This is a genomic window from Tenacibaculum aquaeponti (assembly GCF_052084715.1).
Taxonomy (GTDB): domain Bacteria; phylum Bacteroidota; class Bacteroidia; order Flavobacteriales; family Flavobacteriaceae; genus Polaribacter.
Genome location: NZ_CP197288.1, coordinates 2,636,191 through 2,661,037, shown reverse-complemented (window position 1 = coordinate 2,661,037; position 24,847 = coordinate 2,636,191). Strand labels below are relative to the sequence as shown.

Annotated in this window: 25 protein-coding genes; 13 read left to right on the top strand and 12 right to left on the bottom strand. The window is 29.5% G+C overall.

Annotated elements, in window-relative coordinates:
• The first annotated feature begins 12 nt into the window (after window positions 1–12).
• Window positions 13–765 (top strand): ATP-binding cassette domain-containing protein, encoded by a 753-nt coding sequence (locus tag ACSIGC_RS12015; RefSeq protein ID WP_442265060.1) that lies wholly within the window; start codon window positions 13–15, stop codon window positions 763–765.
• On the opposite strand, the gene ACSIGC_RS12010 is transcribed toward ACSIGC_RS12015, so the two are convergent.
• From ACSIGC_RS12010 to porZ, 4 genes are read right to left on the bottom strand one after another with little or no spacing between them, the layout of a single operon-like run.
• On the bottom strand, window positions 762–1,043 hold the full coding sequence (locus tag ACSIGC_RS12010) for a DUF3817 domain-containing protein (protein ID WP_442265059.1): 282 nt from the start codon (window positions 1,041–1,043) through the stop codon (window positions 762–764). The genes ACSIGC_RS12015 and ACSIGC_RS12010 overlap by 4 nt on opposite strands.
• A gap of 8 nt (window positions 1,044–1,051) precedes the next feature.
• Entirely contained in the window at window positions 1,052–3,523 is a 2,472-nt protein-coding gene (locus ACSIGC_RS12005) for a TonB-dependent receptor (protein WP_442265058.1), read from the bottom strand.
• Window positions 3,524–3,526: 3 nt separating this feature from the next.
• Window positions 3,527–4,249, bottom strand: a complete 723-nt coding sequence (gene recO / locus ACSIGC_RS12000) for a DNA repair protein RecO (RefSeq protein ID WP_442265057.1) — start codon at window positions 4,247–4,249, stop codon at window positions 3,527–3,529.
• Window positions 4,249–6,570 (bottom strand): type IX secretion system anionic LPS delivery protein PorZ, encoded by a 2,322-nt coding sequence (gene porZ / locus ACSIGC_RS11995; RefSeq protein WP_442265056.1) that lies wholly within the window; start codon window positions 6,568–6,570, stop codon window positions 4,249–4,251. The genes recO and porZ overlap by 1 nt, the downstream gene beginning before the upstream one ends.
• A 68-nt stretch (window positions 6,571–6,638) precedes the next feature.
• On the opposite strand from porZ, the gene ACSIGC_RS11990 reads away from it, so the two are divergent.
• The gene (locus tag ACSIGC_RS11990; RefSeq protein WP_442265055.1) at window positions 6,639–7,109 is read left to right on the top strand and encodes a CYTH domain-containing protein; all 471 of its coding nucleotides are present in this window, start codon (window positions 6,639–6,641) and stop codon (window positions 7,107–7,109) included.
• Here ACSIGC_RS11990 and trhA read toward each other — a convergent pair whose 3' ends face one another.
• Window positions 7,110–7,751, bottom strand: coding sequence for a PAQR family membrane homeostasis protein TrhA (gene trhA, locus ACSIGC_RS11985; protein ID WP_442265054.1), 642 nt, complete (start codon window positions 7,749–7,751; stop codon window positions 7,110–7,112).
• The gene (locus tag ACSIGC_RS11980) at window positions 7,726–8,514 is read right to left on the bottom strand and encodes a lysophospholipid acyltransferase family protein (protein WP_442265053.1); all 789 of its coding nucleotides are present in this window, start codon (window positions 8,512–8,514) and stop codon (window positions 7,726–7,728) included. Before ACSIGC_RS11980 ends, trhA begins: the two co-directional genes overlap by 26 nt.
• Window positions 8,515–8,593: 79 nt before the next feature.
• Here ACSIGC_RS11980 and ACSIGC_RS11975 point away from each other — a divergent pair, with 79 nt between their 5' ends.
• The 5 genes from ACSIGC_RS11975 to ACSIGC_RS11955 all read left to right on the top strand — a co-directional run bounded on the left by ACSIGC_RS11975 (window position 8,594) and on the right by ACSIGC_RS11955 (window position 13,378).
• Entirely contained in the window at window positions 8,594–9,070 is a 477-nt protein-coding gene (locus ACSIGC_RS11975) for a hypothetical protein (protein ID WP_442265052.1), read from the top strand.
• A 143-nt stretch (window positions 9,071–9,213) separates the two neighbouring features.
• Window positions 9,214–9,393: a hypothetical protein gene (locus ACSIGC_RS11970; RefSeq protein ID WP_442265051.1), complete on the top strand. Its 180-nt coding sequence runs from the start codon at window positions 9,214–9,216 to the stop codon at window positions 9,391–9,393.
• Window position 9,394: 1 nt separating this feature from the next.
• The gene (gene trpS, locus ACSIGC_RS11965) at window positions 9,395–10,363 is read left to right on the top strand and encodes a tryptophan--tRNA ligase (protein ID WP_299672760.1); all 969 of its coding nucleotides are present in this window, start codon (window positions 9,395–9,397) and stop codon (window positions 10,361–10,363) included.
• Between the two features lie 82 nt (window positions 10,364–10,445).
• Complete coding sequence (locus tag ACSIGC_RS11960) at window positions 10,446–11,696, top strand: hypothetical protein (protein ID WP_442265050.1); 1,251 nt, start codon at window positions 10,446–10,448, stop codon at window positions 11,694–11,696.
• 254 nt (window positions 11,697–11,950) lie between these two features.
• Window positions 11,951–13,378 carry a S41 family peptidase gene (locus ACSIGC_RS11955; RefSeq protein WP_442265049.1) on the top strand — a complete coding sequence of 476 codons (1,428 nt, stop codon included), beginning with the start codon at window positions 11,951–11,953 and terminating at the stop codon, window positions 13,376–13,378.
• Window positions 13,379–13,460: 82 nt separating this feature from the next.
• Here ACSIGC_RS11955 and ACSIGC_RS11950 read toward each other — a convergent pair whose 3' ends face one another.
• From ACSIGC_RS11950 to ACSIGC_RS11935, 4 genes are all read right to left on the bottom strand, one after another.
• The gene (locus ACSIGC_RS11950) at window positions 13,461–13,811 is read right to left on the bottom strand and encodes a c-type cytochrome (RefSeq protein WP_442265048.1); all 351 of its coding nucleotides are present in this window, start codon (window positions 13,809–13,811) and stop codon (window positions 13,461–13,463) included.
• A 4-nt stretch (window positions 13,812–13,815) separates the two neighbouring features.
• Entirely contained in the window at window positions 13,816–14,856 is a 1,041-nt protein-coding gene (locus ACSIGC_RS11945) for an NADP(H)-dependent aldo-keto reductase (RefSeq protein WP_442265047.1), read from the bottom strand.
• A gap of 2 nt (window positions 14,857–14,858) precedes the next feature.
• Entirely contained in the window at window positions 14,859–15,458 is a 600-nt protein-coding gene (locus ACSIGC_RS11940) for a hypothetical protein (protein ID WP_442265046.1), read from the bottom strand.
• A gap of 67 nt (window positions 15,459–15,525) precedes the next feature.
• The gene (locus ACSIGC_RS11935; protein ID WP_442265045.1) at window positions 15,526–16,713 is read right to left on the bottom strand and encodes a phosphoglycerate kinase; all 1,188 of its coding nucleotides are present in this window, start codon (window positions 16,711–16,713) and stop codon (window positions 15,526–15,528) included.
• Between the two features lie 137 nt (window positions 16,714–16,850).
• On the opposite strand from ACSIGC_RS11935, the gene ACSIGC_RS11930 reads away from it, so the two are divergent.
• Window positions 16,851–17,381 carry a GNAT family N-acetyltransferase gene (locus ACSIGC_RS11930; protein WP_442265044.1) on the top strand — a complete coding sequence of 177 codons (531 nt, stop codon included), beginning with the start codon at window positions 16,851–16,853 and terminating at the stop codon, window positions 17,379–17,381.
• 66 nt (window positions 17,382–17,447) lie between these two features.
• Window positions 17,448–18,026, top strand: coding sequence for a hypothetical protein (locus ACSIGC_RS11925; protein WP_442265043.1), 579 nt, complete (start codon window positions 17,448–17,450; stop codon window positions 18,024–18,026).
• Here the strand turns inward: ACSIGC_RS11925 and ACSIGC_RS11920 are convergent.
• Window positions 18,007–20,757, bottom strand: a complete 2,751-nt coding sequence (locus tag ACSIGC_RS11920) for a PD-(D/E)XK nuclease family protein (RefSeq protein ID WP_442265042.1) — start codon at window positions 20,755–20,757, stop codon at window positions 18,007–18,009. The genes ACSIGC_RS11925 and ACSIGC_RS11920 overlap by 20 nt on opposite strands.
• A 145-nt stretch (window positions 20,758–20,902) precedes the next feature.
• Between ACSIGC_RS11920 and ACSIGC_RS11915 the strand changes: the two genes are divergently transcribed.
• The 4 genes from ACSIGC_RS11915 to ACSIGC_RS11900 all read left to right on the top strand — a co-directional run bounded on the left by ACSIGC_RS11915 (window position 20,903) and on the right by ACSIGC_RS11900 (window position 23,812).
• Complete coding sequence (locus tag ACSIGC_RS11915; RefSeq protein ID WP_442265041.1) at window positions 20,903–21,679, top strand: amidohydrolase; 777 nt, start codon at window positions 20,903–20,905, stop codon at window positions 21,677–21,679.
• Window positions 21,680–22,300 carry an acyloxyacyl hydrolase gene (locus ACSIGC_RS11910; RefSeq protein WP_442265040.1) on the top strand — a complete coding sequence of 207 codons (621 nt, stop codon included), beginning with the start codon at window positions 21,680–21,682 and terminating at the stop codon, window positions 22,298–22,300.
• A gap of 56 nt (window positions 22,301–22,356) precedes the next feature.
• Window positions 22,357–23,190 carry a rhomboid family intramembrane serine protease gene (locus ACSIGC_RS11905; protein ID WP_442265039.1) on the top strand — a complete coding sequence of 278 codons (834 nt, stop codon included), beginning with the start codon at window positions 22,357–22,359 and terminating at the stop codon, window positions 23,188–23,190.
• Window positions 23,191–23,272: 82 nt separating this feature from the next.
• Window positions 23,273–23,812 (top strand): DUF4377 domain-containing protein, encoded by a 540-nt coding sequence (locus tag ACSIGC_RS11900; RefSeq protein ID WP_442265038.1) that lies wholly within the window; start codon window positions 23,273–23,275, stop codon window positions 23,810–23,812.
• Between the two features lie 51 nt (window positions 23,813–23,863).
• Here ACSIGC_RS11900 and ACSIGC_RS11895 read toward each other — a convergent pair whose 3' ends face one another.
• Window positions 23,864–24,844: an acyl-ACP desaturase gene (locus ACSIGC_RS11895; protein WP_442265037.1), complete on the bottom strand. Its 981-nt coding sequence runs from the start codon at window positions 24,842–24,844 to the stop codon at window positions 23,864–23,866.
• Between the last annotated feature and the right edge of the window lie 3 nt (window positions 24,845–24,847).

Sequence of the window (24,847 nt, the reverse complement as noted above, 5' to 3'; positions counted from 1 at the left end):
TAAAATCAAAAAATGAGTATTATTTTTATCTTAATCAAGGAATTGATAAATCAACTCTTTGGTTTTCTACAATATTGCTGGTTTTCTTGTATTAATCTTAAATTTAATATGGACAAACTTCATTTAGATAGCACGATCAAAACTTTTGGTAATCATCAGATACTTAATAATGTTTTTTTAGAATGTAAAACAGGTGATATCATAGGTTTACTTGGAAGAAACGGTTCTGGAAAATCAACTTTATTAAAGATAATTTTTGGTACCGTGAAAGCTAATTTTAAATTTTTAAAAGTAAATGACTGCATCCTTAAATCTTCAAAAGAGATCACTAAGTACATAAGCTATTTACCACAAGAAACCATGCTTCCAAAAGAATATACAATAAAAACATTACTACATATTTTCGCTGGTAAAAGAGGAATCAAAAAAGCAGAAGAAAATACTTTTTTAAAAAAGTTATTAGCCACTAAAGCTGGAAACTTATCTGGAGGAGAACAAAAAATCATTGAAGTTTTTATGGTTTTTAATTCTAATTCGAAATTCGTTTTACTGGATGAGCCTTTTAAAGGAGTATCTCCTATCAATAGAGACTTCATTAAAGAATTAATTCAAGAAAACTCTAAAAATAAAGGTATCATTGTTACAGATCATGATTACTCTAGTATTATAGAAATATCTAGTGAAATACAATTATTAGATAACGGAAACTTAAGAAGAATCTCTCAAAAAAAAGATTTAATTGAATATGGTTATTTACCCGATTAATCTTCTTTTTTAGTCAAATACTTTCCAACAAAAAAAGTTCCGAAAGGAATTATTGCTAACAAACAAACTTTTACAAACTCTTTGTTAGCCCATTTAAATTCAACCTTCAGTAAAACTGCCAATGCTATATACCCTATAAATAGAATTCCATGTGGCATTCCTAACATTTTTACATAGGTTTCATTGTCATAAATATACTTTATAGGAGAAGCTATAAATAGTAAAAGGATATACGAAATCCCCTCTAAAAAACTTACTATTTTAAATATGTTGATCATAATTAGTATTAAAAATTAGCAAATAAACTCACTGAAAGGTTTCTTCCAGGTGCGGAAACTCCAGATGCAAATTCGCGATAATGTTCATCGAAAATATTATCTACTCTTGCTTGTAAACTGAAATTATTACTTAAATTATATCTAGCAAAAGCACTTAATGTATTCCAGCTTGGAGAACCAAAATATTTTTCCGTTTCCTCTGTTGCATTTATATCTACAATTGGAGTTTGCTCATGATTATCTATTCCTTCGTCAATATTAAAATCTGTAATATCTTTTTTAGCATTGAAACGGAAATTAACTCCAGCTTCTACTTTTTTTGTAACATAATTCACATCAAAATTTCCAAATAATGGTGGAATTGAAGACATTGGTTGATCTGTATCAAAAGTTTTTCCTTTTGTATAAGTGATAGAACCAGTAGTTGTCCAATTTTTGAAAAGCTTCCCCTGATAATTTACTGTAAAACCAGTTACATAAGCATTATCTCTATTTACATTTGCTACAATATTGTTACCATCTACACCATCGAATCTAATTGTAGACTGACCATTTAAAATAAAGTCTTCTCTGTAAATATAATTTGCTAATAAAGTATAATACACATTAGCTCCAATCTTAAATTTTCTATCATTAAAATACTTTTCTAATCCTATTTCACCACTGTAGGCATGTTCTGGCCTTAAATTCACATTTGGCACAGTTACGTTTCCTCCTTTTTCTCTTACCTTTCCAACGTCATCGATATTAGGAGATCTAAATCCAGAAGAAATTACAGCATTTAATTTCCAATTTTTAGTAGGTTTATGTACATAACCCACACTAAACGTTACTGCGGTATTACTTAAACTAATATCACTATCTGGTAGAGTAATAAAAGTATCATCAATCCATTTAGCTCTAAGTTGAGTATTTGTTAAACGAATACCAGAATTTAATGTTGAGTTTTTAGATATATCTTGTCTGTAATCTACATATAATGCTGAGCTTAAATAACTGCTTCCTCCATCTGCGTAACGAGATTGCACGGCAAAATCGCCATTAAACCCTACAATTTCATTATTAACTACACTAAGCTCTTTTCCAAAAGAATTTGAATTCACATCGTTGTAAGCAACTTCAAATCCATATCCTAAATTTCTATACTTAGCTAATGGAACTGAAAAATCTCCATTCAAACTAAAAATATCAACATCTTCTTCTCTGTATGATCTTTGTAAACTACCAAATTTTCTTTGAATTCTACTTTCTTTAATATTCTGATAAGCTAAAGTAAAAACTCCTCTTTTCATCCATTTTTTCTTTGGATTAATTTCTAATTGAGGAGATATTAATAATCGATCTTGTGGTCCATAATACCATTCTGCAAACTTTAAAGTAGATGGATCTGTTTCATCTTTAAGCTCTGTTAGTCTGTCAAATCGAGGAACATCAGAAGATGTAGAATACTGAATATTTATTTTAAGATCTGTACTTTTAGAAAGCGGCACATAAAATTTTTGTAGAATATCAGTTTGATTGTAACCTGTATTTCTTTGAAGATTTGGATCTGAGTTTAATGTTGGTGTTAATTTAAAATTGTTTCCAACATTTTCTGAAAAGTAATTAATTTTACCCCAATTTTCAAATCCATGTGATCTATTCTCTCCCATTTTTAAATCACCAAAATCACTATGTGATACACTTGTAAAACTTCCCCATTTTGGAAATCGTAACTCTACAGAAGCCTGATTTGTAATTTCGTTATTAACAGTAGAAAAACGTGAGAAAAAGTTACTTTTAACTTCTTTATTCTTAGATAATTTTGGCGTTTTAGTATAATAATGGATAACACCTCCTAAAGCATCTGAACCATAAGTAACTGAAGTTGGGCCAAAAACAATCTCAGTTCTATCTAACATACTTGGCGCGACAGTAATTGAATTCTGCAAGTGCCCTTTTCTATAAATTGCATTATTCATTCGAACACCATCAACAACTAAAAGCACACGATTACTTTCCATCCCTCTCAAAACAGGACTACCTCCTCCAAATTGAGATCTCTGAACTCGAATTCCTGGTACATTTGCTAATACATCAGCTGAACTTTGAGCTACAATTTTTTGTATTTCTCTGGCTTTAATTACTTCTATTTGCTCTGCAATTCTTTTCGTCTTTGCTTTATTCTTAAATACAGAAACTACAACCTCATCGAGTTGTTCAGACTCTTTAGAAAGAAAAACTTCTTTGTTATTAAGAAGTATAATTGATTTTTTACTTGAAAATTCTGCATAAGAAACATGAGAAAAGTAAATCATTTCGTTTGAAAAAAGTGTGAGGTCTACTTTACCATTTTCATCTGTTACACCAGATTTACTCTTGTCTTTATTAAAAACTGCTACCGCTTCTATAACTTTACCTGTTTCTGTATCGTATACAGTAACTTCCTGAGAAAATAAAGTAGTAGAAACACATAAAAAAAGTAAAAATATCCACTTCATGAGTTAACTAAACACTGATTCTAAAACGTCTAAAGATTTTGGTTTTTTAAAACCTTCCAAATGTAACTCAAAATATCGAATTATTAGCTTTAGCACGCTCTGTCTTTCTTTTTTATTAAATGAAATTGTATGAATTGCATCAAAATTTATGCCTAACAGCTTTTTAAATAAAATAAAATCGTTACCCGTTATTGTTGTTTTCTCATAAAGTGAATTTGTGAAACTTCCTTCCAATAAATTAAACCCTAAACTTTCTGTATGAGTAGTATCTGGATAAAATCCTAAAAAACGTGATAAATTAAGTAAAAACAACAAATGAAAATTAGAAATTGAATCATGAGTATCTAACCAAATCAAGGCTGTTTCAATGTAGTTATACAGCATTTCGTTTTTCTCTTCTTCCTGAATAATATTAGATAAGATTTCTGATATAAATAGCACTATAGTTTGCTTAACAACCGACATATATATCGTTTCATACATTGGTAAAACCTGCGCTTCTTTAATAGAGTTTAAATTCCCTTTATTATTATGACTTGCAGTTAATTGCAGTAAAGTTAACGGTTGAAAATATGCAGCTTTTAGTTTTCCTTTTTTTGACTTTAAAACACCTCTTATCATATAAGTTTTAACTCCATCTTCTTCAGTAAAACATTTTACAATTAAGCTAGAGTCTCCGTATTTTATAGCACTAAAAACAATTGCTTTTGTAGAAACTACTGCCATTAGTTTACAATTGCAATTTTGGTTGTAGCAGATTCCTCTCCTTCTTCAGTAGTTAATAATACAATATAAATTCCAGAAGCAACTTTTTGCCCTGCTAAATTTCTTTTATTCCAAACTACTTTTCCTCCTTGTACTTGCTGACCTTCAACAACATTTGTTTCATACACTAAATTTCCAGAAGCATCTAATATTTTTACATTGGTTCCTTTAGGAATATTAGTCCCATTTCTACCAGCTATAGTAACTTGATCGTTATTACTTAAAACAGGATTCGGATATGCATATACCTCACTTAACTCATCACCAAAAGGAGCAACATTACTGTTATAAGCGACTATACCTTTGTCTGTCGCAAAAAATACTTTTCCTGTAAACTCATCTACAGTAATTTTTAAAATTTTATTTGAAGGTAGTGGTGAGTTATCTTTATTAAAATTCGCTAAAGTATTTTGACCATTTGGGTTTGTATATAAAACACCTCCATTATCTGTTCCAAACCATTTATTATTAGCTCCATCAACTTTTATAGCATTTATGGTTTGATCTCCCAATAATTTTTTAGCAATACCATCATCTAAAATAATAATTGGCTCTGCATCGAAAACATTTGCATCAAAAATAGAAGCTGGATTATTATACACCACTAAACCAGACAAAGTTCCAATCCACAATCTATTATTTTTATCAATCGCTACTGTTCTGGTATTTCTATTTGGTAAATTTCCTTTTGTAGGTTCTGTTGTTAATGCTCTCTTTCTATCTCCATTTTCGTTGTATGCAAACAAACCATTACTTCTGGTAGTAATCCAAATTGTATTTGTATTGTCGATTGCTATCTCTCCCATACCAGGCCTATTTTGAACATATAACTCATTAATATTAAAACTTGTCCAATTTCCAGCAGGTGATAACTTCTTCAATCTTGATGAACCTAAAATATTCGTCACCCATAAGTTTCCTTCTCTATCTAGCGCTGTTCCACCAATACGGATAGTAACTCGAGAAGGATTTGTTGGAACAATATCTTCTAAAGGGCTATTTAAATGATTATAAAAATTTGAAATGTTATCATCCACAACTTCAAATAAGCCACCAGTTAATGGCGTATTTACAGCTCCAGTATCTCCAAAAGAACTTATAAAAACTCTATTATCACTATTTTTATCTATAGTAATACTTACTAAATCTCCAAACGGATTAGCTGGATTGAAAGGTGTATTTAACCATGTTTCACCGTTGAATCTTGAATAACCTTGACGTACCTGAGAAGGTGTAAATGTTACATCGTATCCTCCATACAATACCCAAAGATTATTATTAAAAGCTTCAATAGAAAAAACTTGATTAGATAATGGTCCATCTGGATGAATCTCTGTATAAGATCGTGTAGCTAAAGGAGCCATTAATAAACCAAATTCTGAGGTTCCTAATAATATTGAATCACCGTTAACGAAAGCTGTATTTAATGAAAAATTAAACGTAGTTGAACTTGTATTCGTTCCTTGTAAAACTAGAGAAGTGTTATAAACATTAGCTGAACTAGATAGTGATACTACTAAATTTGTAGCAGAACTTTTTATATCGTTAATGTTTTCAGGAAAAGAAAGTACGTTTTGTTGTGTTACCCCGTTTAACCTAACCAAATTACGATTAGACACTGCATAAATATTTCCTGAAAAAGATGTGATTTTTTGGAAGCTCCCTGTGAATCTTTGTTCCCAATTTGCAGCATCGATTAAGTTAGGGTTTGTAATATCTGCAACAAATATTCCATTATCTGTAGCTGCGTAAATTTCATTATTTAAAACTGTAATTTGATTTACATTTATACTGGTTGATCCAGAACCAATAAAATAAGTATCTCCAAATTCTAATCGTTCAATATCATATACAACTATTGCAAATGAAGTTGCTATAAATAATTGGCCGTTATGCTCAAAAATATCATTAATTCGTTTTAAACCAGATTGATTAAAATTTACGATATCAGGAGAAACCGTAACTGTACCATCATCACTAATTACCTCTATTAAACCAGTGTCATATCCGATAACAATTCTATCAAAAGCTTCATTATAATGAATTGCTGAAGTCGTTTCTCCAGATAAACCATTGACAGAAGACAATTTCTTTAATTCTTCTGAAGTTATATTGTATGAAAAAACCGCATTATCTGTTAATGCAAAGACATTTTCACCATTAATAACAAAGTCTCTTACATTATTGTATGAAAAAAAATCTTCCCAACGATCACTAAAATCATTTTGTGCATTAGATAACAACAAAAAACATAAGGCTATTAGTGTACAGATTTTCTTCATAATTGCTTCAAAGATATTTAATAATAACGATAAAAGCGATACATTCGTACAAAATAGAACTTGATCTTATGAGTGTTGAAATAGAACGCAAATTCTTAGTAAAAGATAATAGATTTATAAACGAAGCTTCGAAAAAAGTGTATATCAAACAAGGATTTTTAAATTCTGATAAAGAACGTGTAGTTAGAGTACGTTTAAAAGATGATCAAGGTTTTTTAACTATTAAAGGAAAATCAAATTCTTCTGGAACTACGAGATTTGAATGGGAAAAAGAAATACCTAAAACAGAAGCTGAGAGTTTATTCAATTTATGTGAAAAAGGAATTATTGAAAAATACAGATATCTTGTTGTAATAGATAATCACACTTATGAAGTAGATGAATTTTTAGGTGATAACTTAGGTTTAATTATTGCTGAGATAGAACTTTCAAGTGAAAACGAAAACTTCGTAAAACCAGATTGGTTAGATAGAGAAGTAACTGGTGAAACTAAATATTACAATTCTAACATTAGTAAATTTCCTTATAAAGATTGGTAATTATAAGTTATAAATGGCCCAAAAGTGACAAAGACTTCCTAATAATACAAAAACATGAAAAATCGCGTGGTTAAAAGGTATTTTCTTTATTGAATACAAAATAGCTCCAATAGTATAAAAAACTCCACCAGCTATTAAATAATTAGCTCCTTCTTCAGATAAACTTTCCATTAATGGTTGAATAAAAAATACTACCAACCACCCCATTAATACATACATTACTGTAGATACGTGTTTTAACTTCCCTGTAAAAAACAATTTGAAAATTATTCCTACCAAAGCGAAAGTCCAAACAATTAAAAACATTCGTAAACCTAAATCGGATTTTAAAGCAACCAAACAAAAAGGAGTATAACTTCCTGCTATAAGCATAAAAATTGCTGCATGATCGAAAACTTTTAGTCGTTTCCTTTTAACTGAATCTGTTGCTTTATGATAAAATGTAGATGCTGCATACAATGTTATTAAACTTATTCCGTAAATAATAAAACTTATTTGGTACCAAACATTAACATAGCAATATGCTTTAAATATCAAAAAAGGAAATGCAACACAACTCGCGAATAAACCAATTGCATGTGTGAGTACATTTAAATACTCTTCTTCTTTACTATACTCACTTACGTTCTTTCTGTTTTGCATGTAATGCTTTATTAGTGTCTTTCATGTATTGTTTATCTCTAGATAGTGCTGTATACATTAATTCAAAAAGTTTTTCTTTTATTCGATGTCTGTCTTCAATTTGTAAAGAATCTGTTGGTATAAATTTATATTGTTTTACGCGTAATTTCGTTGGCCCTCCTTTAAATATATTCCAAGAAAAAGATCTTTTACAATCAAAATATACTTGTGGAACAACAGGAATTTTGAACTCTATAGCCAAACTAAATGCCCCATTTTTAAAAGGAGCTAATATTACATCTTCTTCAGGAACTAAGCCTTCAGGATAAATCGCAACACTTGTACCATTGCTTAATCTTTTTTTTGCCAAACCATAAACCTTCCTTCTACTTTCAGCATTTCCTCTATCTACCATAATAACCACTCTCTTATAAAAAAAACCAAAAACAGGAATTTTAACCAGTTCTTTTTTTCCTACAAAAACAATTGGATTTTTACTCATAATAATCATTAACCAAATATCAAAAAAAGAGGTATGGTTAGCACAAAATACATAGCTTTTATTTCTATCAATTTCTTCTTCTTTTTCTATGTCGATACGACATCCCATTCCGTAAATTAAAAAGTAAGAAAAAACCCTTACCAACTTCCAAAAGTACGGGTATAACTTTTCACTAGAAGATAAAATGATTAGTAATGGCGACAATAAAACAATACCTATAAACATTAATACATAAAACCATGCACGCCATAATAATAGAAAGGGAATCTTTATGTATTTCATAGTTGCTAATGTAGTAATTTCTTTTGTTTGGAAAGTTTAAAGCTTATTTTTGTTTTACTTATTTTTAAAAAGTTTGCTAATGAAATTTTATTATATATCTCTGTTTTTGATATTACATTCATTACTCGCTAATGCTTGTAATTCTGCTTATCAATATAAAATATTTCCTATTGGAATTCAAAATCAAAATATTATCACTTTAACTGTAAATATTCATAGAACAGATTTTTTGGATAACACAGCCGAGTTTAGAGGTCCTGAAATTGGATGGAATATGGAATATTATGTTTCCACGTACAATTTAAATGGACAACTGATTTCAAAGGATAAAGCTGAAAAAATCGTAATTGAAGCGGAACATTATCTTAAGGAATTAACTGAAGTCTTTCAGAAAAAATTAAAAAGCGTAGTCTCACAAAATAAAAATATCACATTATTTAATCCTGAATATATTTCTTTTTGCGACTTTCAGAAGAAATGTAACATGCTTACTTTAGAAAACAATATTAAAAAGAAGAAGGATTATTTAATTTATAAATCAAAAACCACCCTATAAGTCTTAATGCTTTTCAAGAGTTTAAAAGAAGTGCTACATTTACCGATAATTTAAAAGCCTATTATTTAAGTTCTACTCGCGTTTATAGAGCAAATAATATTGAGATTATTATTGGTCATGTAGGAACTGGTCATGAAATATCTATGGGATGGATCACAAATGATCCTAATAAAAAGCCTAAAGATGAGTATGATGTTGTAATTTTGGCAAAAGAACGCAAACCAAATATAAAATTTGACAAAATAAGTGAAACCATATATGAAGAACCATTATTACATCATGGATATGGGTTTGACTTTTTAATATTAAAAGAAACAAAATAAAATGTCTAGAATTTTAACTGGTGTACAAAGTACTGGTACGCCACATTTAGGAAATTTATTAGGTGCAATTTTACCAGCAATTGAAATGGCTAATCAGCCAGAAAACGAGTCGTTTTTATTTATTGCAGATATGCACTCATTAACTCAAATTAAAGACGGAAATCAATTACGTGAAAACACTTACAGCACAGCTGCTACTTGGTTAGCTTGTGGTATTGATGTGAATAAAACTGTATTTTATCGTCAAAGTGATATTCCTGAAGTAACTGAATTAACTTGGTATTTAAATTGTTTCTTTCCATACAACAGATTAAAACTTGCGCATAGTTTTAAAGATAAAGCAGATCGATTAGAAGATGTTAATGCTGGATTATTTACTTACCCGATGTTAATGGCTGCTGATATTTTATTGTATGATGCTGAAATTGTTCCTGTAGGAAAAGATCAATTACAGCATTTAGAAATGACAAGAGATGTTGCCGAAAGATTAAATAATGTTGTTGGAGAAACGTTAGTTCCGCCACAAGCAAAAATTCAAGAACACACACAATTAGTTCCTGGAGTTGATGGTGAAAAAATGAGTAAATCTCGTGATAACGTAATTAATATCTTTTTACCAGACAAAAAGTTACGCAAGCAAATCATGAAAATTCAAACGGATAGCACTCCTTTAGAAGAGCCTAAAAACCCTGATGGAGATAATGTTTTTGCTTTGTATAAATTATTAGCTTCTGACGAGCAAATTGCTGAGATGCGTGCAAATTATGAAGGTGGAAATTATGGTTATGGACATGCGAAACAAGCTTTATATGAATTGATTATTGATAAGTTTGCTGATGTACGTTCAAAATACAACCACTACATGGAGAACAAAAATGAAATCGATGAAGCGCTAGCAATTGGTGCTGAAAAAGCTAGAAAAGTAGCTCAAGATGTTTTACAACGTGTACGTGCAAAAGTAGGTTACTAAACACAACCAAATTTAACATATAAGTTTAGTTTTTTTCGTAATTAAAAGTATACTTTTGCCTGCTTTTAATTACGAAAAAACTATGAAAAAATTATTCTTTGCGTGTATCACGCTAATATGCTTAAATGCATTTAAACTAACATCTCAAAACACATTCAAAAAAGGTTATTTTGTAACAAACTCCAACAAAAGAGTAGAGTGTTTGATTAAAGACGAAGGTTGGCAAAACAACCCAAAATCATTTAAATACAAACAAAATAATACTGAAAATATAAGCACTTCTGACAATGCTAAAGAATTTGGTATTTATAACCATGTTACATATATAAAATCAGCAGTAAAAATAGATAGATCTAGTAATAAAGTTAATTTTCTAACAGAAGAGCGTTTTCCTCAATTTAAAGAAGAGATTTTATACCTAAAAGTCTTACAAAAAGGTAAAGCTAACTTATTCCAATTTCAAGATGGTACCTTAATTCGTTACTTCTACAACTTAAACAACACTACCCCAAAACAACTTGTATATAAGAAATATAAGATTGGCAGTGATAAAATAAGAGAAAACCAGAGTTACAAACAAGAGTTATTCACAAAATTAAAATGTAAGGAAATAACCCTAAAAAGAGTAGAATCTATAAAATATAATGAAAGTGATTTAACAGCATTTTTTAGTGAATATAACCTATGTAATGGTAGCAAACCAGAATATAAAGTTAAGAAAGAAAAAACACCTGGTAAATTTAATGTATCAGTAAAAGCAGGTGCTAGTTTTTCTTCTTTAAATATTGAAAACAATATACTTCCTATAAAAAATGTAGAATTTAGTAGCATATCTAATTTTCGCCCTGGTTTAGAATTTGAATATATTTTACCAATTAACAATAACAAATGGGGACTTTTTTTAAAAACAACATATCAAACTTTCACTGGAAAAAGTGAAGAAAATTCTTCACAAGGTATAATTGTTAATACCATTAATACTGAAATTGATTACTCTTCTATAGAAATACCTATTGGCGTAAAACATTATATGTACCTAAATAAAAAATCTAAATTATTTATAGGAGCTGGATATTTAATTGATTTTCCTTTAGATTCTAAATTAAACTTTTCATTTGAGAGTACTTTAAATGGATCTGTGACAAGTACTAGTTCAGGAGAATTGAATTTAGAAGATAGTTCGACAGCTTTCCATTTAAACTTTGGGTATAAATATGATAAGTTTAGTATAGAATTTGAACATTATACTAATAGAAATATTATGAAAAATATTCCTTTCTGGAATTCTTCTTCATCAACAACTGCAATTACATTAGGATATACTTTGTTTTAATCTCCTTATAATTTTAACGATATATTTAATTAAGCTTCTAAGAGTATTTCTTAGGAGCTTTTGTTTTTTTTAAATTATTTGTTAATTACAATTAATCATTCTATTCAGAAAAAATAATTTACTGTTGGGAAAATAAATCAATTTCTCTATTTAAAAATTCATAATTTGATTTGTAAAGAACTCTATTAGCCAAAAACTTTAGTGTAACAACTATACATTTTAAATGTCTTTTTAAGACAACTAAAAAATCAAACATGAGAAACTTACTTACACTTTCACTACTACTTTTAACACATCTTTCTTTCGCTCAAAAACAATGTAAATGTTCTAAAGATTTAGATTTTGTAATTACTTATTATGAAAATAATCTTCCCGGATTTAAAGACAATGTTACTTCTAAAACAAAAGCAACATACACTTCCTTAAAAACCAATTTAATTGAAGAAGCAAATAAAGTCAGCACGAAAAACGATTGTTATAAATTAACATTACAATATGTAGAGTTTTTTAGAGACAATCATTCTTCAATTTACATGAGAAGTCAAAATATTGATGAAAATAATGAAGAAGAATTGCAACAATTTTTAACTTCAGAAACTTATACTTCAAGAGAAACGATTCCATTAGAAAAAGTAGATCAAAAACAATATCCAATAGATAATATTCTTGGAATTTATGAAATCAAAAATGCATATACCGTTGCTGTAATTCCGAGTAAAACTAAGCTGAGAGATTATGTTGGTGTAATTTTAGATGCGAAAACAAAACTTTGGAAAAAAGGACAAGTAAAGTTTGAACTTAAAAAAACAGCCTCTCCAAATGAGTTTTTGGCAATTAGTTATTTAAAAAATCATGCTATAAAATACGAAAGTCGGTTCTCTTTAAAAGAAGGTGTGCTAGGAGATTATTGGTTTAAAACCTCTTTAAATTCTTATGTGAACCATGCAATTGATGTTCCATCTACTTACGATTTTAAAATAATTAACGATAGTATTTCTTATTTACGAATTCCTACCTTTTCTGGTAAAAGAACTGCTAAAATAGATTCGTTATACAAAGCTTCCTTTAATAAAATTAAAAAGCAACCTTATTTAATTATTGATGTTCGTAATAATGGTGGTGGAAGTGATGATAATGTAAATCCACTTTTAGAATTCATGTACACAAATAAAATTAAAACCGATAAAGTTGATTTATACATTACTAAAGACAATATTAAAATTTGGGAAAGCTGGTATGAAGATGCAAAAAGCGATACTGTAAACTTTGATAAAGATCGAGTAAAATGGTTTAAGAAAAGGGTAGAACGAATGAAAGAAGCAAAGTTAGACTCCTACATTTCTGTATCGAAAGGAGGACGAATGAGTAGAAATTTTAAACCTAATGCTGTAAAAAAGGTTGCTATTATATATAATAAAAATTGTGCTAGCTCTTGTGAAACTCTTTTATTCTGGGCAAAACAAAGTAAGAAAACAATTTTAGTTGGAGAAAATTCTGGTGGTTATGTTGGTTATGGTGAAGTTGGCGCTGTAACAACTCCTTGTTACAATTTTACATTAACATGTACATCTAGTCGATACAAAAAGCAACGTACTTATGAAGTAATTGGTATTGCTCCTAATTTCTATTTAAACAATCAAAAAAGTTGGGTAGATCAAACTATTGAACTTTTGAAGGAATAAACTGAAAAAAAAGCTGTTTAAAATTAGCATAGTGAGATTCTGAAAAAAATTCAGAATGTCATTGTTTTTTAGACAGCTACTTTTAATCTTTAGTATACTTTAGAATTTCATTGACTTGCTCGATACTTAACTGTGGAAAAGTAGGTTGATGTTTTTTAGAACTCAAATATTCATGTAAAGAAAGTGAATCAAATTTTACACCTCGTAAAGCAGGGCCTGTAATATGTTTGTCTAACTTATGACAAGAAGCACAATTTGCATTAAAAAGCTTTCTTCCAGCTCTCTTTTCTTCAGTAATTGTATCTACAGTTCCACAAAAAAATCTTGGCTCTTCTTCTGCTGTTTCAGAAAATAACACAGAAGAAAAAAGCATCATCATGATCGTAATGAATACGACCAAATATGATGCAAATATTTTGTTTTTTAAACTCAAGAAACTAAGGTGCTGGATTCGGCATTACTGCGTGTACCGCTTCTATTTCTTTTAAAATTTCTTCAGTTAATTCAACATGAATTGAATTAATATTTTCTTTTAATTGATCCATTCTTGTAGCTCCAATAATATTACTTGTTACAAATGGTAACTGATTAATATAAGCTAAAGCTAATTCAGACAATGTTAAGCCGTGTTTTTCTGCAATTGCTAAATATGCTTGTACTGCATTTTGAGATCCGTCTCCCATATAACGCGCAATAAAACGTGGAAATAAAGTTCCTCTAGCTCCTTCTGGCTTTCCTCCATTTAAATACTTTCCTGAAAGTACTCCTTGTGCTAAAGGAGAATATGCTAAAAGTCCGATATCTTCACGCATCGAAACTTCAGACATTCCGTATTCGTAACCTCGATGAATTAATGAATATGAATTTTGAATGGTTACCATTCTAGGTAAATCATACTGTTCAGCAGCTTGTAAATACTTCATTGTTCCCCAAGGGGTTTCGTTAGATAAACCTACATGTTTTATCTTTCCTTCTTTAATTAAACCTTGAAGTGTTTCTAAAATTTCAATATGATTTTCTGCTTCTTTTGCTGATGTTTTGTACGGATAATCACGCACACCGAAACAGTTTACTCCACGATTTGGCCAGTGTAACTGATATAAATCGATATAATCTGTTTGTAAACGTTGTAAACTACCTTCAACAGCTTCAATGATATTCTTTCCTGTTAAACCTCCAGATCGAATGTGCGCTGTATAATCTCCACCCCCAGCTATTTTAGAAGCTAAAACAACTTTATCTCTATTTCCTGTTTTCTTAAACCAGTTTCCGATGATCTTTTCTGTAGCTCCATAAGTTTCTGGAGTTGCAGGTACAGAATATAACTCAGCAGTATCAAAAAAGTTCACACCTTGTTCTAAGGCATAATCCATTTGCTCAAATCCTTCTGCTTCTGTATTCTGATTTCCCCAAGTCATTGTTCCTAAACAAATCTTAGAAACTTTAACATCGGTATTTGGTAACGTTGTATATTTCATTTTTATCTCTTTAGATATTGAGTAATTGTTCGTGATTTCATTTTTTTCATTAGAGAATATAACACAACGGCTAAAATCATCAAATACCCTAGAGTAACTTTTAATGTACCAAAATGTGCTAATCCTAAAATCACACCTGTTAAACCTTCTTTTCTCCCTACAATTTCGTATTCATATCCTTTTTCAAGCTGATTTGCTAAATAATAAATCCAAGTAAAAATACCTGAAGAGAACAACAGCGCAAATAATTGAGGTTTTAAATGATTAATTATAGAAGGTTTCTTTTTTAAATATTCAAAACTGAATAACCTTTCTTTTAAGACTTTAAAAACTTCCTCTTTTGCTCTATGATCATTAAAATTGATACTTTCTTCACTATTACTATTACCGTAGAAAATTGTAATCTCTTTTTTATTCTCAGGATTTACAATCTTTTTAATATAAGAAAAAGGAATACTAAACAACTGATTTGGAATATTCCCTTTATTTAACTCTGATATTATTTCAGATTTGATAAGTTTTTTCAAACTTCCAAAGCAAATTAACTTTTCATTTATTACTATTAAATAATTTTTATTTTCTCCTAGCAACCAATATTTCATTCTTTTTCACTCAAATTTAGCGCAATCAAAGATTGAAATTCAATAATTGCGCTTTTTGTTTTCATACTTAACTTAAAATCGCGTCAATTCCTGGTAAAACTCTACCTTCTAAACTTTCTAACATTGCACCACCGCCAGTAGATACATAACTTACCTTATCTGCAAATCCGAATTGTTTTACTGCTGCAACAGAATCTCCTCCTCCAACTAAAGAGAACGCTCCGTTTTTAGTAGCTGCATCAATTGCATTTCCTAATTCAATAGTACCTTTTGCGAAGTTTTCCATTTCAAAAACTCCTAAAGGTCCGTTCCATAAAATAGTTTTAGAATTCGCTAAAACTTCTGCAAACTTTTTAGATGTTTCTGGCCCAACATCTAATCCCATCCAACCATCAGGAATTTCATTAGTATTCACTGTTTGAGTATTTGCGTCGTTTGCAAAATTATCTGCAATAACAGCATCTACAGGCAAGTGAATTTCTGTATTTTTCTCTTTTGCAATTTTTAAAATATCTAAAGCTAATTGTAACTTATCTTCTTCAACTAAAGAGTTCCCAATTGATCCGCCTAAAGCTTTTACAAATGTGAACGTCATTCCTCCACCAACAATAATATGATCTACTTTTTCAATAATATTTTCAATTACACCAATTTTAGACGATACTTTAGCTCCTCCTAGAATTGCTGTTACTGGTTTCTCTGAATTATTTAAAACTTTATCTATACTTTCTATTTCTTTCGCTAACAGAGACCCGAAACATTTTCTTTCAGGAAAAAATTGTGCAATTACTGCTGTAGAAGCATGCGCTCTATGCGCTGTACCAAAAGCATCGTTTACATAAACATCTCCTAATTTTGATAATTGTTCTGCAAAAGCAATATCTCCTGCTTTTTCTTCGCCATGAAAACGTAAGTTTTCTAACAATAAAATTTCACCGCTTTTTAATTCAGTAACAGCAGCTTCTGCGGCTTCTCCAACGCAATCTTCAACAAACTTTACTTGCACTCCGATTACTTCACTTACTTTATCAACAATATGCTTTAAAGAAAATTTTTCATCTACTCCTTTTGGACGACCTAAATGCGACATTAACACACAACTTCCTCCGTCTTCTAAAATTTTAATGATTGTTGATTTAGCTGACTGAATTCTAGTATCATCTGTTACCTGAAATTCGTCGTTTAGTGGCACGTTAAAATCTACACGGATTAATGCTTTTTTATCTTCAAAATTAAAATCATTGATTGTCTTCATTTTTTGTTTTTTTAGAAGTTTGCTCTTTTGTTGATTCCAACAAAAATAATTATTCTAAATTAGAAAAAACACGAATAAAAAAGCTTATTTCTTTAAATTTATAACGAAAACGTTTACTGTAAACCTTCTACTTATTTATGATCACTTTTACAAAAACTTCTAATGTTTCTGAACTAACTCAAATTTTAGAATTACAACAACGCAACTTACCCAAGAAACTTACTGAAGAAGAAAAGAAAACTCAGGGTTTTGTTACTGTTGAACATGATTTAGAAATACTTTCTAAAATGCATGATCTTCATCCTCATATTATTGCAAAAGACAATGATAATGTTGTTGGCTATGCACTATCGATGTCAACTTCATTTAAAAATGAAATTCCTGTTTTAATTCCTATGTTTAATGAAATAGACAAACTTAATATTAACCCGAATTTTATTGTAATGGGACAAGTTTGTGTTGATAAAGCATATAGAGGAAAAGGAATTTTTAGAGGTTTGTATGATACAATGGCCACAACTTTTTCTGGTGAGTTTACAAGTATTATCACAGAAATTGACGCTAATAATACTCGATCTTTAAAAGCACATGAAACTATTGGGTTTTCCGATCTTTGTACTTATGAAGCTGGACAACAATTATGGAAAGTAGTTGTTATGAATATTTGATCTATTAGTTTTGATAACACAATGGAATAATCTTTGATACAAAAAAATCCTATAAAATCTTATGCTATGAAAAAATATATACTATCACTATTTTTTATATCATTATCTATTTACAACTATGCATGTAGCTGTAATGATATTCCATTTGAAAAAGCTGTTGAATGGGCCGATGAAATTTTCATTGGTCGTTTAATTGAAATTAAAGAAGTGAAATATGAAACAAGTTTAGATGACCCCGAAGAAAGATATACTAGACTATGGTATGCAAAATTTGAAATAACAAAAAAATGGAAAGGTTCAAATAAAAAATATATTAAAGTATATCAACCTTCAACTAGTTGTGATTTTGATTTTAACTCACTAAATAGACATTATTTGGTATACACTAAAAAAGAAGAAGTTTTTAAGTTTTTTAATACTGAAAATGAAATTTCAAGACATACTACATGGCTTTGTGCTAGAAACAGAGAATACGAATTTGTTAATGAACCTGAAGATAGTGATTATTTTAAACTCAATAAATTATTTCCAAACGAGGTTAAATTAAGTAATTTTCAAATTAACTGGAAATTACCACTTTTGGGAGTATTAATTTTTATCACTGGTTTATTTATTGGAAGAAAAACTAAAAAGGCAAATCTGTAGGTTCTAAAAATGATATTTCTGGATTGTAAATCTCTTGAATTAACTTTTTAACTTGATCGATAAACGAATCTATTCTATCTAAAGAAACATTGTTGTCTTGCCCACGATACTTTTCAGAGAAGTTTAACTTCATAAATCCAGATTTCAATCTTTTAAAAGAAATGATTCCAGCTTCTATTTCAAGTTCTGCCGTAGGATTATTTTGTGTATACATAAACGCATACAACAATACCTGAATGGCTTTGCTATATTTAAAATCTACAACGGCTGTTATATCCGAAATTTTTAAATCTGAAGCATTAACAACTCCTGTTTTGTAATCAATAATACGAGTTACTCCGTTAAGTTGATCTACACGATCTACTTGTCCGTGTATTTTAATCGGATAATCGATTCCGTCTACATTAAAAAATGCTTCATAATCTTTTTCTACTTCAACAATTTTTAAGGCATTATTCTCATCTGAAAGCAATGTGATTTCTTGATCTAAAAAGTTTTGTACAAAACGAACAGCAACTTCAAAAATCAATCTGTTTTTTCCAGTAGTAATATCTCCATTTTTAAAATACTCTGCGAAGAAATGTTCTACCAATTCAGAAACCTTCTTCTTCATCACAGATACATCATTTTTCACGATAAACTTTCCGACAAAAGGTTCGTATAAAACACGTAACGTTTCGTGCACAACAGTTCCTAAAGTATTAAATGCAACTTCTTCTTCGATATCGTCAAACTCTCTAATTTTTAAAACTTTTTGCTGATAAAAAGCAACCGGATTATACAAATAATTGGTTAATGCAGAAGGAGAAATTCCTTTAGTAGCTAATTCTTTTAATCGTTCAAGAATCGCTTTATTTTTATGAACTTCTAATTGTTCTTTGGTTTGCTGTGTTACTTTCGGACTTATAAATGTGTGCTTTACATTATCTTTTAACAACTCTAATTGTGTTAAAAAACGACTCTTCTCTCCTCCTCCATACGAATCACTTTCCGTATTATAAATCAAATAAATATTTTCTGCTCTTTGAATCAGTCTGAAAAAGTGATACGAGAAAATTGCATCTTTTTCTTTATAACTAGGCAAACCGTAATGCACTTTTGCATCAAAAGGAATAAATGACGTTTGTTTACTAGATGCTGGAAAAACACCTTCATTTACCGAAGTAATAATTACATTTTTAAAATCTAACAGACGTGTTTCTAACATTCCCATCAACTGTAAACCTTGTAAAGGTTCTCCTTGGAAGGATAAACTTTCAGAAGAAATAAGCTGTTTAAAGAACTGATATAAAACTTTTAAATCGGAAAAATAACCAAACTCTAATTGTAAATTTTGTAACTGATTAAAAGCTGTGTAGTATCGAAATAAAAACTCTTTTTCTAATCCTTCAACTTTATCTTTTAAATGCTCTATAAATCGAACTATTCTTTGTAAAAAAGCATCTACTGTTTTAAACTCTGAAAATAAATCGGAAATCAAATCTCGTTTTACTTCATCTAAATTTTTAAGATAACTTTCGATGTAAGTTTTAGAAACAAAAGTTCTGTTTTCAGTAAAAATTGCACCTATAATTTGCTCAGAAACAACTTCGGTTTCTGTAGTTAGTATTTTATAAACAAAAGGTTCTTTCAATAATTTTACTACTTCTTTGTAATAAAATTGTTGCGCATCTTTTTTCTGAAGTCTTTCTTGTGTAATGAACAGTTGAAACAACGACAAAAACAAACTTGTTGACGGCATATCTTTTAACGGATATCCCATCGTAATATTCACTGAATTTACATTCAGCGGTAACGAATTTAAGGTAATTGGTAATTGTGATTCTTCGGCTAAAACTAAAGCTGTATTTTCATGACTAGAGAATTGCGATAACAATTCTCCTGCATACTTCATTTGTGTTACATTTTTAGAAGCTCCGATTAATTCGATATTCTTAGGTTGCGAAAACCAATTTCCAACCGTTTTTATTTCATTTGTTTGATAATATTTCCACCTGGTTTTATACTTTCTAATAAATGCACCTGCTTGATGATTTGAATACAAAAACGTTTCATCAATATCCCAATACACTTCAGTATTTCCTTCCAACAACATTTGTTTTATCATGAATTCTTCTGCTTTGTTTAAAGCATTAAATCCAATAAAAAAGAACTTTCTATCTCCAGATTGTTGTAAAAATCCTTCTAATTTTTCGGTCGCTTCTCTGTACAGACATCCTTGATATCCGATTTTATTTTCAATCAGATATTCATAGAAAAAATTATAATATTCGTTTAGTTTTTCAGTGAATGCAAAGTGATCTTTTATTAATTCAGTTTCTTGAAAAGTACCTTTTACTGACCATTTTTTTAAACGTTCTACGTCTCGAATGTAAACGAACACTTCTTTCGTATTTACTAAATGCTGATCGATCTCATTAAAGTCTTGTAACACTGTAAATGCCCAAGAAGCAAAAACATCAAACGTATCTGGTTTTTCTTCAACCTTTTTATAAATCTGATAGAAATAAAACAATAACTGAATTGAATCTACTTTACGAATTCCAGATACTTCTTCTGTAAACTCTTCAATGTTCAATATTTCAGGGAAAAAACCTTTTACTTGCGCATCTTTTAGTGCTTGCTTTACAAAAACTCCAGCACGATTCGATGGCAATACAAAAGTTACATCTTGAAAAGATTGCGTCGTTTTTAAGATGTCTTGAATTGTTTCCTGAATAAATGTTTGCATTTATTTTATTTCTGTTTGAATCTTTAAATTGAGAATACAAAGTTAAGTCAATAATGTTATTCTTAAGAATAAAGAGATAACATGATAACTGGATAGATTTCTAAAATACGATAATTATGTTATTTTTGATTTCAACTAAATACAAATGAATACACTTTCTGTTGCTGCATTACAATCTGATTTAGTTTGGGAAAACCCGACTAAAAATTTAGAAAACTTCACAAAGAAAATAAATCATATTTCTGATGCTGTAGATCTTATCGTGTTACCAGAAATGTTCACCACCGGTTTTTCCATGAATGCTAGAAATTTGGCTGAAAAAATGGATGGTGTTTCTGTACAATGGATGCAAAAAACAGCAGTAGCAAAAAATGCCGCTATACTTGGAAGTATTATTATTGAAGAAAATGATGCGTATTTTAATCGTTTGTTATTTGTTTTTCCGTCAGGTGAAATTCAGTATTACGATAAAAAACATACGTTTACTTTAGCTAAAGAACACGAAACGTATACTTCGGGAACTCAAAAGTTAATTGTGGAATACAAAGGATGGAAAATTTGTCCGCTTATTTGTTACGATTTACGTTTTCCTGTTTGGGCTAGAAACGTAGAAGATTATGATTTACTTTTATATACTGCAAGTTGGCCTAAAAAACGAATTAACGCTTGGGATGCTTTATTAAAAGCTAGAGCAATTGAAAATATGAGTTTTACCATTGGTGTAAACAGAATTGGTTTAGATGGAAATGATTATGAATACGTTGGTCATTCTGCTGTTTATGATTGCTTAGGGAATTGTTTGTCTGAAGAAAATAATGAACTAGAAAATACAATTACATTGAAACTTCAGAAAAATGAACAAGATACAGTTCGAGAAAAACTTGGCTTTTTAAAAGACCGAGATAAATTTAGTTTGCTATAAATGAAAAAATCAATTTTCTTATTTTTTTTATTCAATCTAACGGTAATAACACTTTTTTCTCAAGAACGCAAAATTTACTTGGGTTTAAATTATGGTAGAGCAACACAGAATAGCTTTCCATTAAATGATCCAGATTACAGTTATGATAATCAGTATTTAAAAGTTCAGATCAATTATCCGCTAACACTAAAGGAGAACTTTAATTTTGAACTTTTAATTGAGCCAAGTATATACTTTGCTAATCATCAATTATTAAACGAACAATTTGTTTTACCAACCACAGAAAACTATTTAGAGTTACGAGAAAAATTTACCAAAAGGAGAGCTTTTGAAGAATATGCTTTAAACATTGGAATTTTAGTTCGCTATAATGTGTTTTCAAATTTTAGTTCGTATTTACTTGGTAGTGTAGGTCCTATGATTTCTAATGAAGACACAGAACGTTTAAAAAGAGGATTTGCTTTTTCTGATATTTTAGGTTTAGGGTTTTCTTGGAAACAAAAAAGAATACTATTTGATTTTCGATTGACCTTACGACACAATTCTAATTTAAATTTTGCTTCCCCTAATAAAGGACATAATAGTTTTGGTATTGAATCTGGAATTTCTTTTCAACTTTAAATGAATCGTTTTTATTCCTATTTTTACTAACGAGTTAAAAAATATTCAATATTTATATGGAAAAAGTACAACTGTTCACTTTACTTCTTATCGGTGTAACAGCTTTTATTACTAACAAAGGTTTAAAGGAATTTACTTTTCAAGACAAATTCTTATTTCATGTTGATAAAGTATTCATCAACAAAGAATATATCCGACTAATTTCATCAGGTTTTCTTCATGTAGATTGGAAACACTTTGCATTTAATATGATTACCCTATATCTTTTCGGATCTAATTTAGAGGATTCTATTGGTGCATTTCTTTTCTTCCTAATTTATCTCATCAGTTTAATCGGTGGAAATCTGTTTGCTTTATACATTCATAAAAACCATTCCGATTATAGAGCTGTTGGTGCTTCTGGAGCTGTTAGTGGAATCGTTTTTGCTGCTATTGGATTGTCTCCTGGTATGGAAATTGGTTTTATCATTCTTCCTTTTAAATTTCCTGCTTGGTTATATGCTATAGGATACGTTTTATACTCTATTTACGGAATTACAAGTAAAAAAGATAATATTGGGCACGAAGCTCATTTAGGTGGTGCAATCATAGGTTTATTAACCGCTATTGCTATTAAACCAGAAGTTATTAATACTAATTTTTTAACTATTGCGCTAGCATTAATTCCAACTTCTATATTCTTGTTTTTACTTATTATTAAACCCCATATTCTTTTATTGAATGATCCGTTTAAAAGCGCACCTAAAAACGTTACTATTGATGATAAATTCAATGAAATAAAAGTAGCTAAACAACAAGAAATTGATTCTATCTTAGATAAGATAAATCAAAAAGGATACAATAATCTTACTCAAAAGGAAAAAGAAAGATTAGATGAGCTTTCTAAATAATAAGATTAAAAATAAGTTCTTTTCTTAAGCAACCAAATTAAACATTCATTATCTATCTAGTATAAATTAAAAAGATTTAGAAATGAAAAAACTTATTTTATTATTTACTTTTATTGGATTATTAACCTCTTGTGAAGAAGACAATGAAAGTCAAATTGTTGACATTCGTGTAAATCATTACAAAAACACTGCTATAGGTTTAGCTCCACAGTTTACACTTTTAGTTCAAGAAGGAAATGTTTTAAACACTGACACTTGGTTTAATTTCTTTTCTACAATTGAAGGATTCACCTACGAACCTGGTTATACTTATGCCTTGTCTGTAAAAAAAGAAGTTGTTTCTAACCCGCCACAGGATGCTAGTTCTTTAAAATATACTCTTCAAAAAGTGATATCTAAAGAAAAAGTTAGTGACGATACTTCTTTTAATCTTTCTCTTAAACTTGACGGAAATAGCTTTGTAAATGTTTCTTCTTCAAATTTTTTAATTCTAAATACAATAACAATTGATTGTGGAGATTTATGTCAAGAATTAGAAAACAAACTATTAACCGAAAACAATGTAACTGGTACTTTTAAGCATATAAATGAAAATAAGTTAAAATTAGTTGATTTAAATTAAATCAAATTTGTCCATAAATAAAAAAAGCAACCGAATTGGTTGCTTTTTTGTTTATGCTGGTATCATCCATTTAAATTTAAAATCTGTATCTGGAATTACAATTCTTTCTGTAATTCGATACATTCTATCTGGCAATTTCATTAAGTAATCTCTTGCCTTTTCAGCTTCAGCGGTTAAACCTGTAATTTTATCAATTTCCCAAGCTGCATTTAATTTTCTAAGAATATCTACATAATCGAAACCTGTATATACTCCAATTCGTTGTGCTACTGTTGAAAAATCATCAAATAAGCTTCCTTTCTCATTAAAAGATTCACGTAAATGCATTGCTGGCATCACAATTTTATGTTTCATCATTTTTTCAAAAGCTAACATCATTTCACTAGGATCTATTGTAAAAATTTCTTTTACAAATGCTGTATAAGCTTTATGATGTCTCATTTCATCTCCTGCAATAATTTTAGACATTCTTGCTAATAATTTATGCCCTTTTTTACGTGCTATTTTTGCAACATTATTATGCGAAATATATGTTGCTAGTTCTTGAAAACTGGTATATACAAAATTCTTATACGGATCTGTTGAAGTTCCAATATCAAACCCATCTGCTATTAAATGCTGTGTAGAAATTTCTACTTCACGCATATTCACTCTTCCAGAAAGGTATAAGTATTTGTTTAATACATCACCGTGACGATTTTCTTCCGCTGTCCAAGCTCTTACCCATTTAGCCCAACCGTTATCAGGATCTTGTTTCACTCCATCTAACTCCATTAACCAAGATTCATAAGTTGGCAAAGCTTCTTCGGTAATTGTATCACCTACTAAAACAGCCCAAAAATCATCTCCTAATTCTTTAGAAATTTCTTGTATCTCTTTAACCTCTTCTATAAAGTTATCACTCTGAGAATTAGGCAAAAAATCAGTTGGTTGCCAAATTTTTTCAATTGGTATTAAAAAATCTTCTACAAAACCATGGATTTTACTTTCCAAGGTTTTCATTACTTCTTTTCTTATATTGTTTATCGACATTAA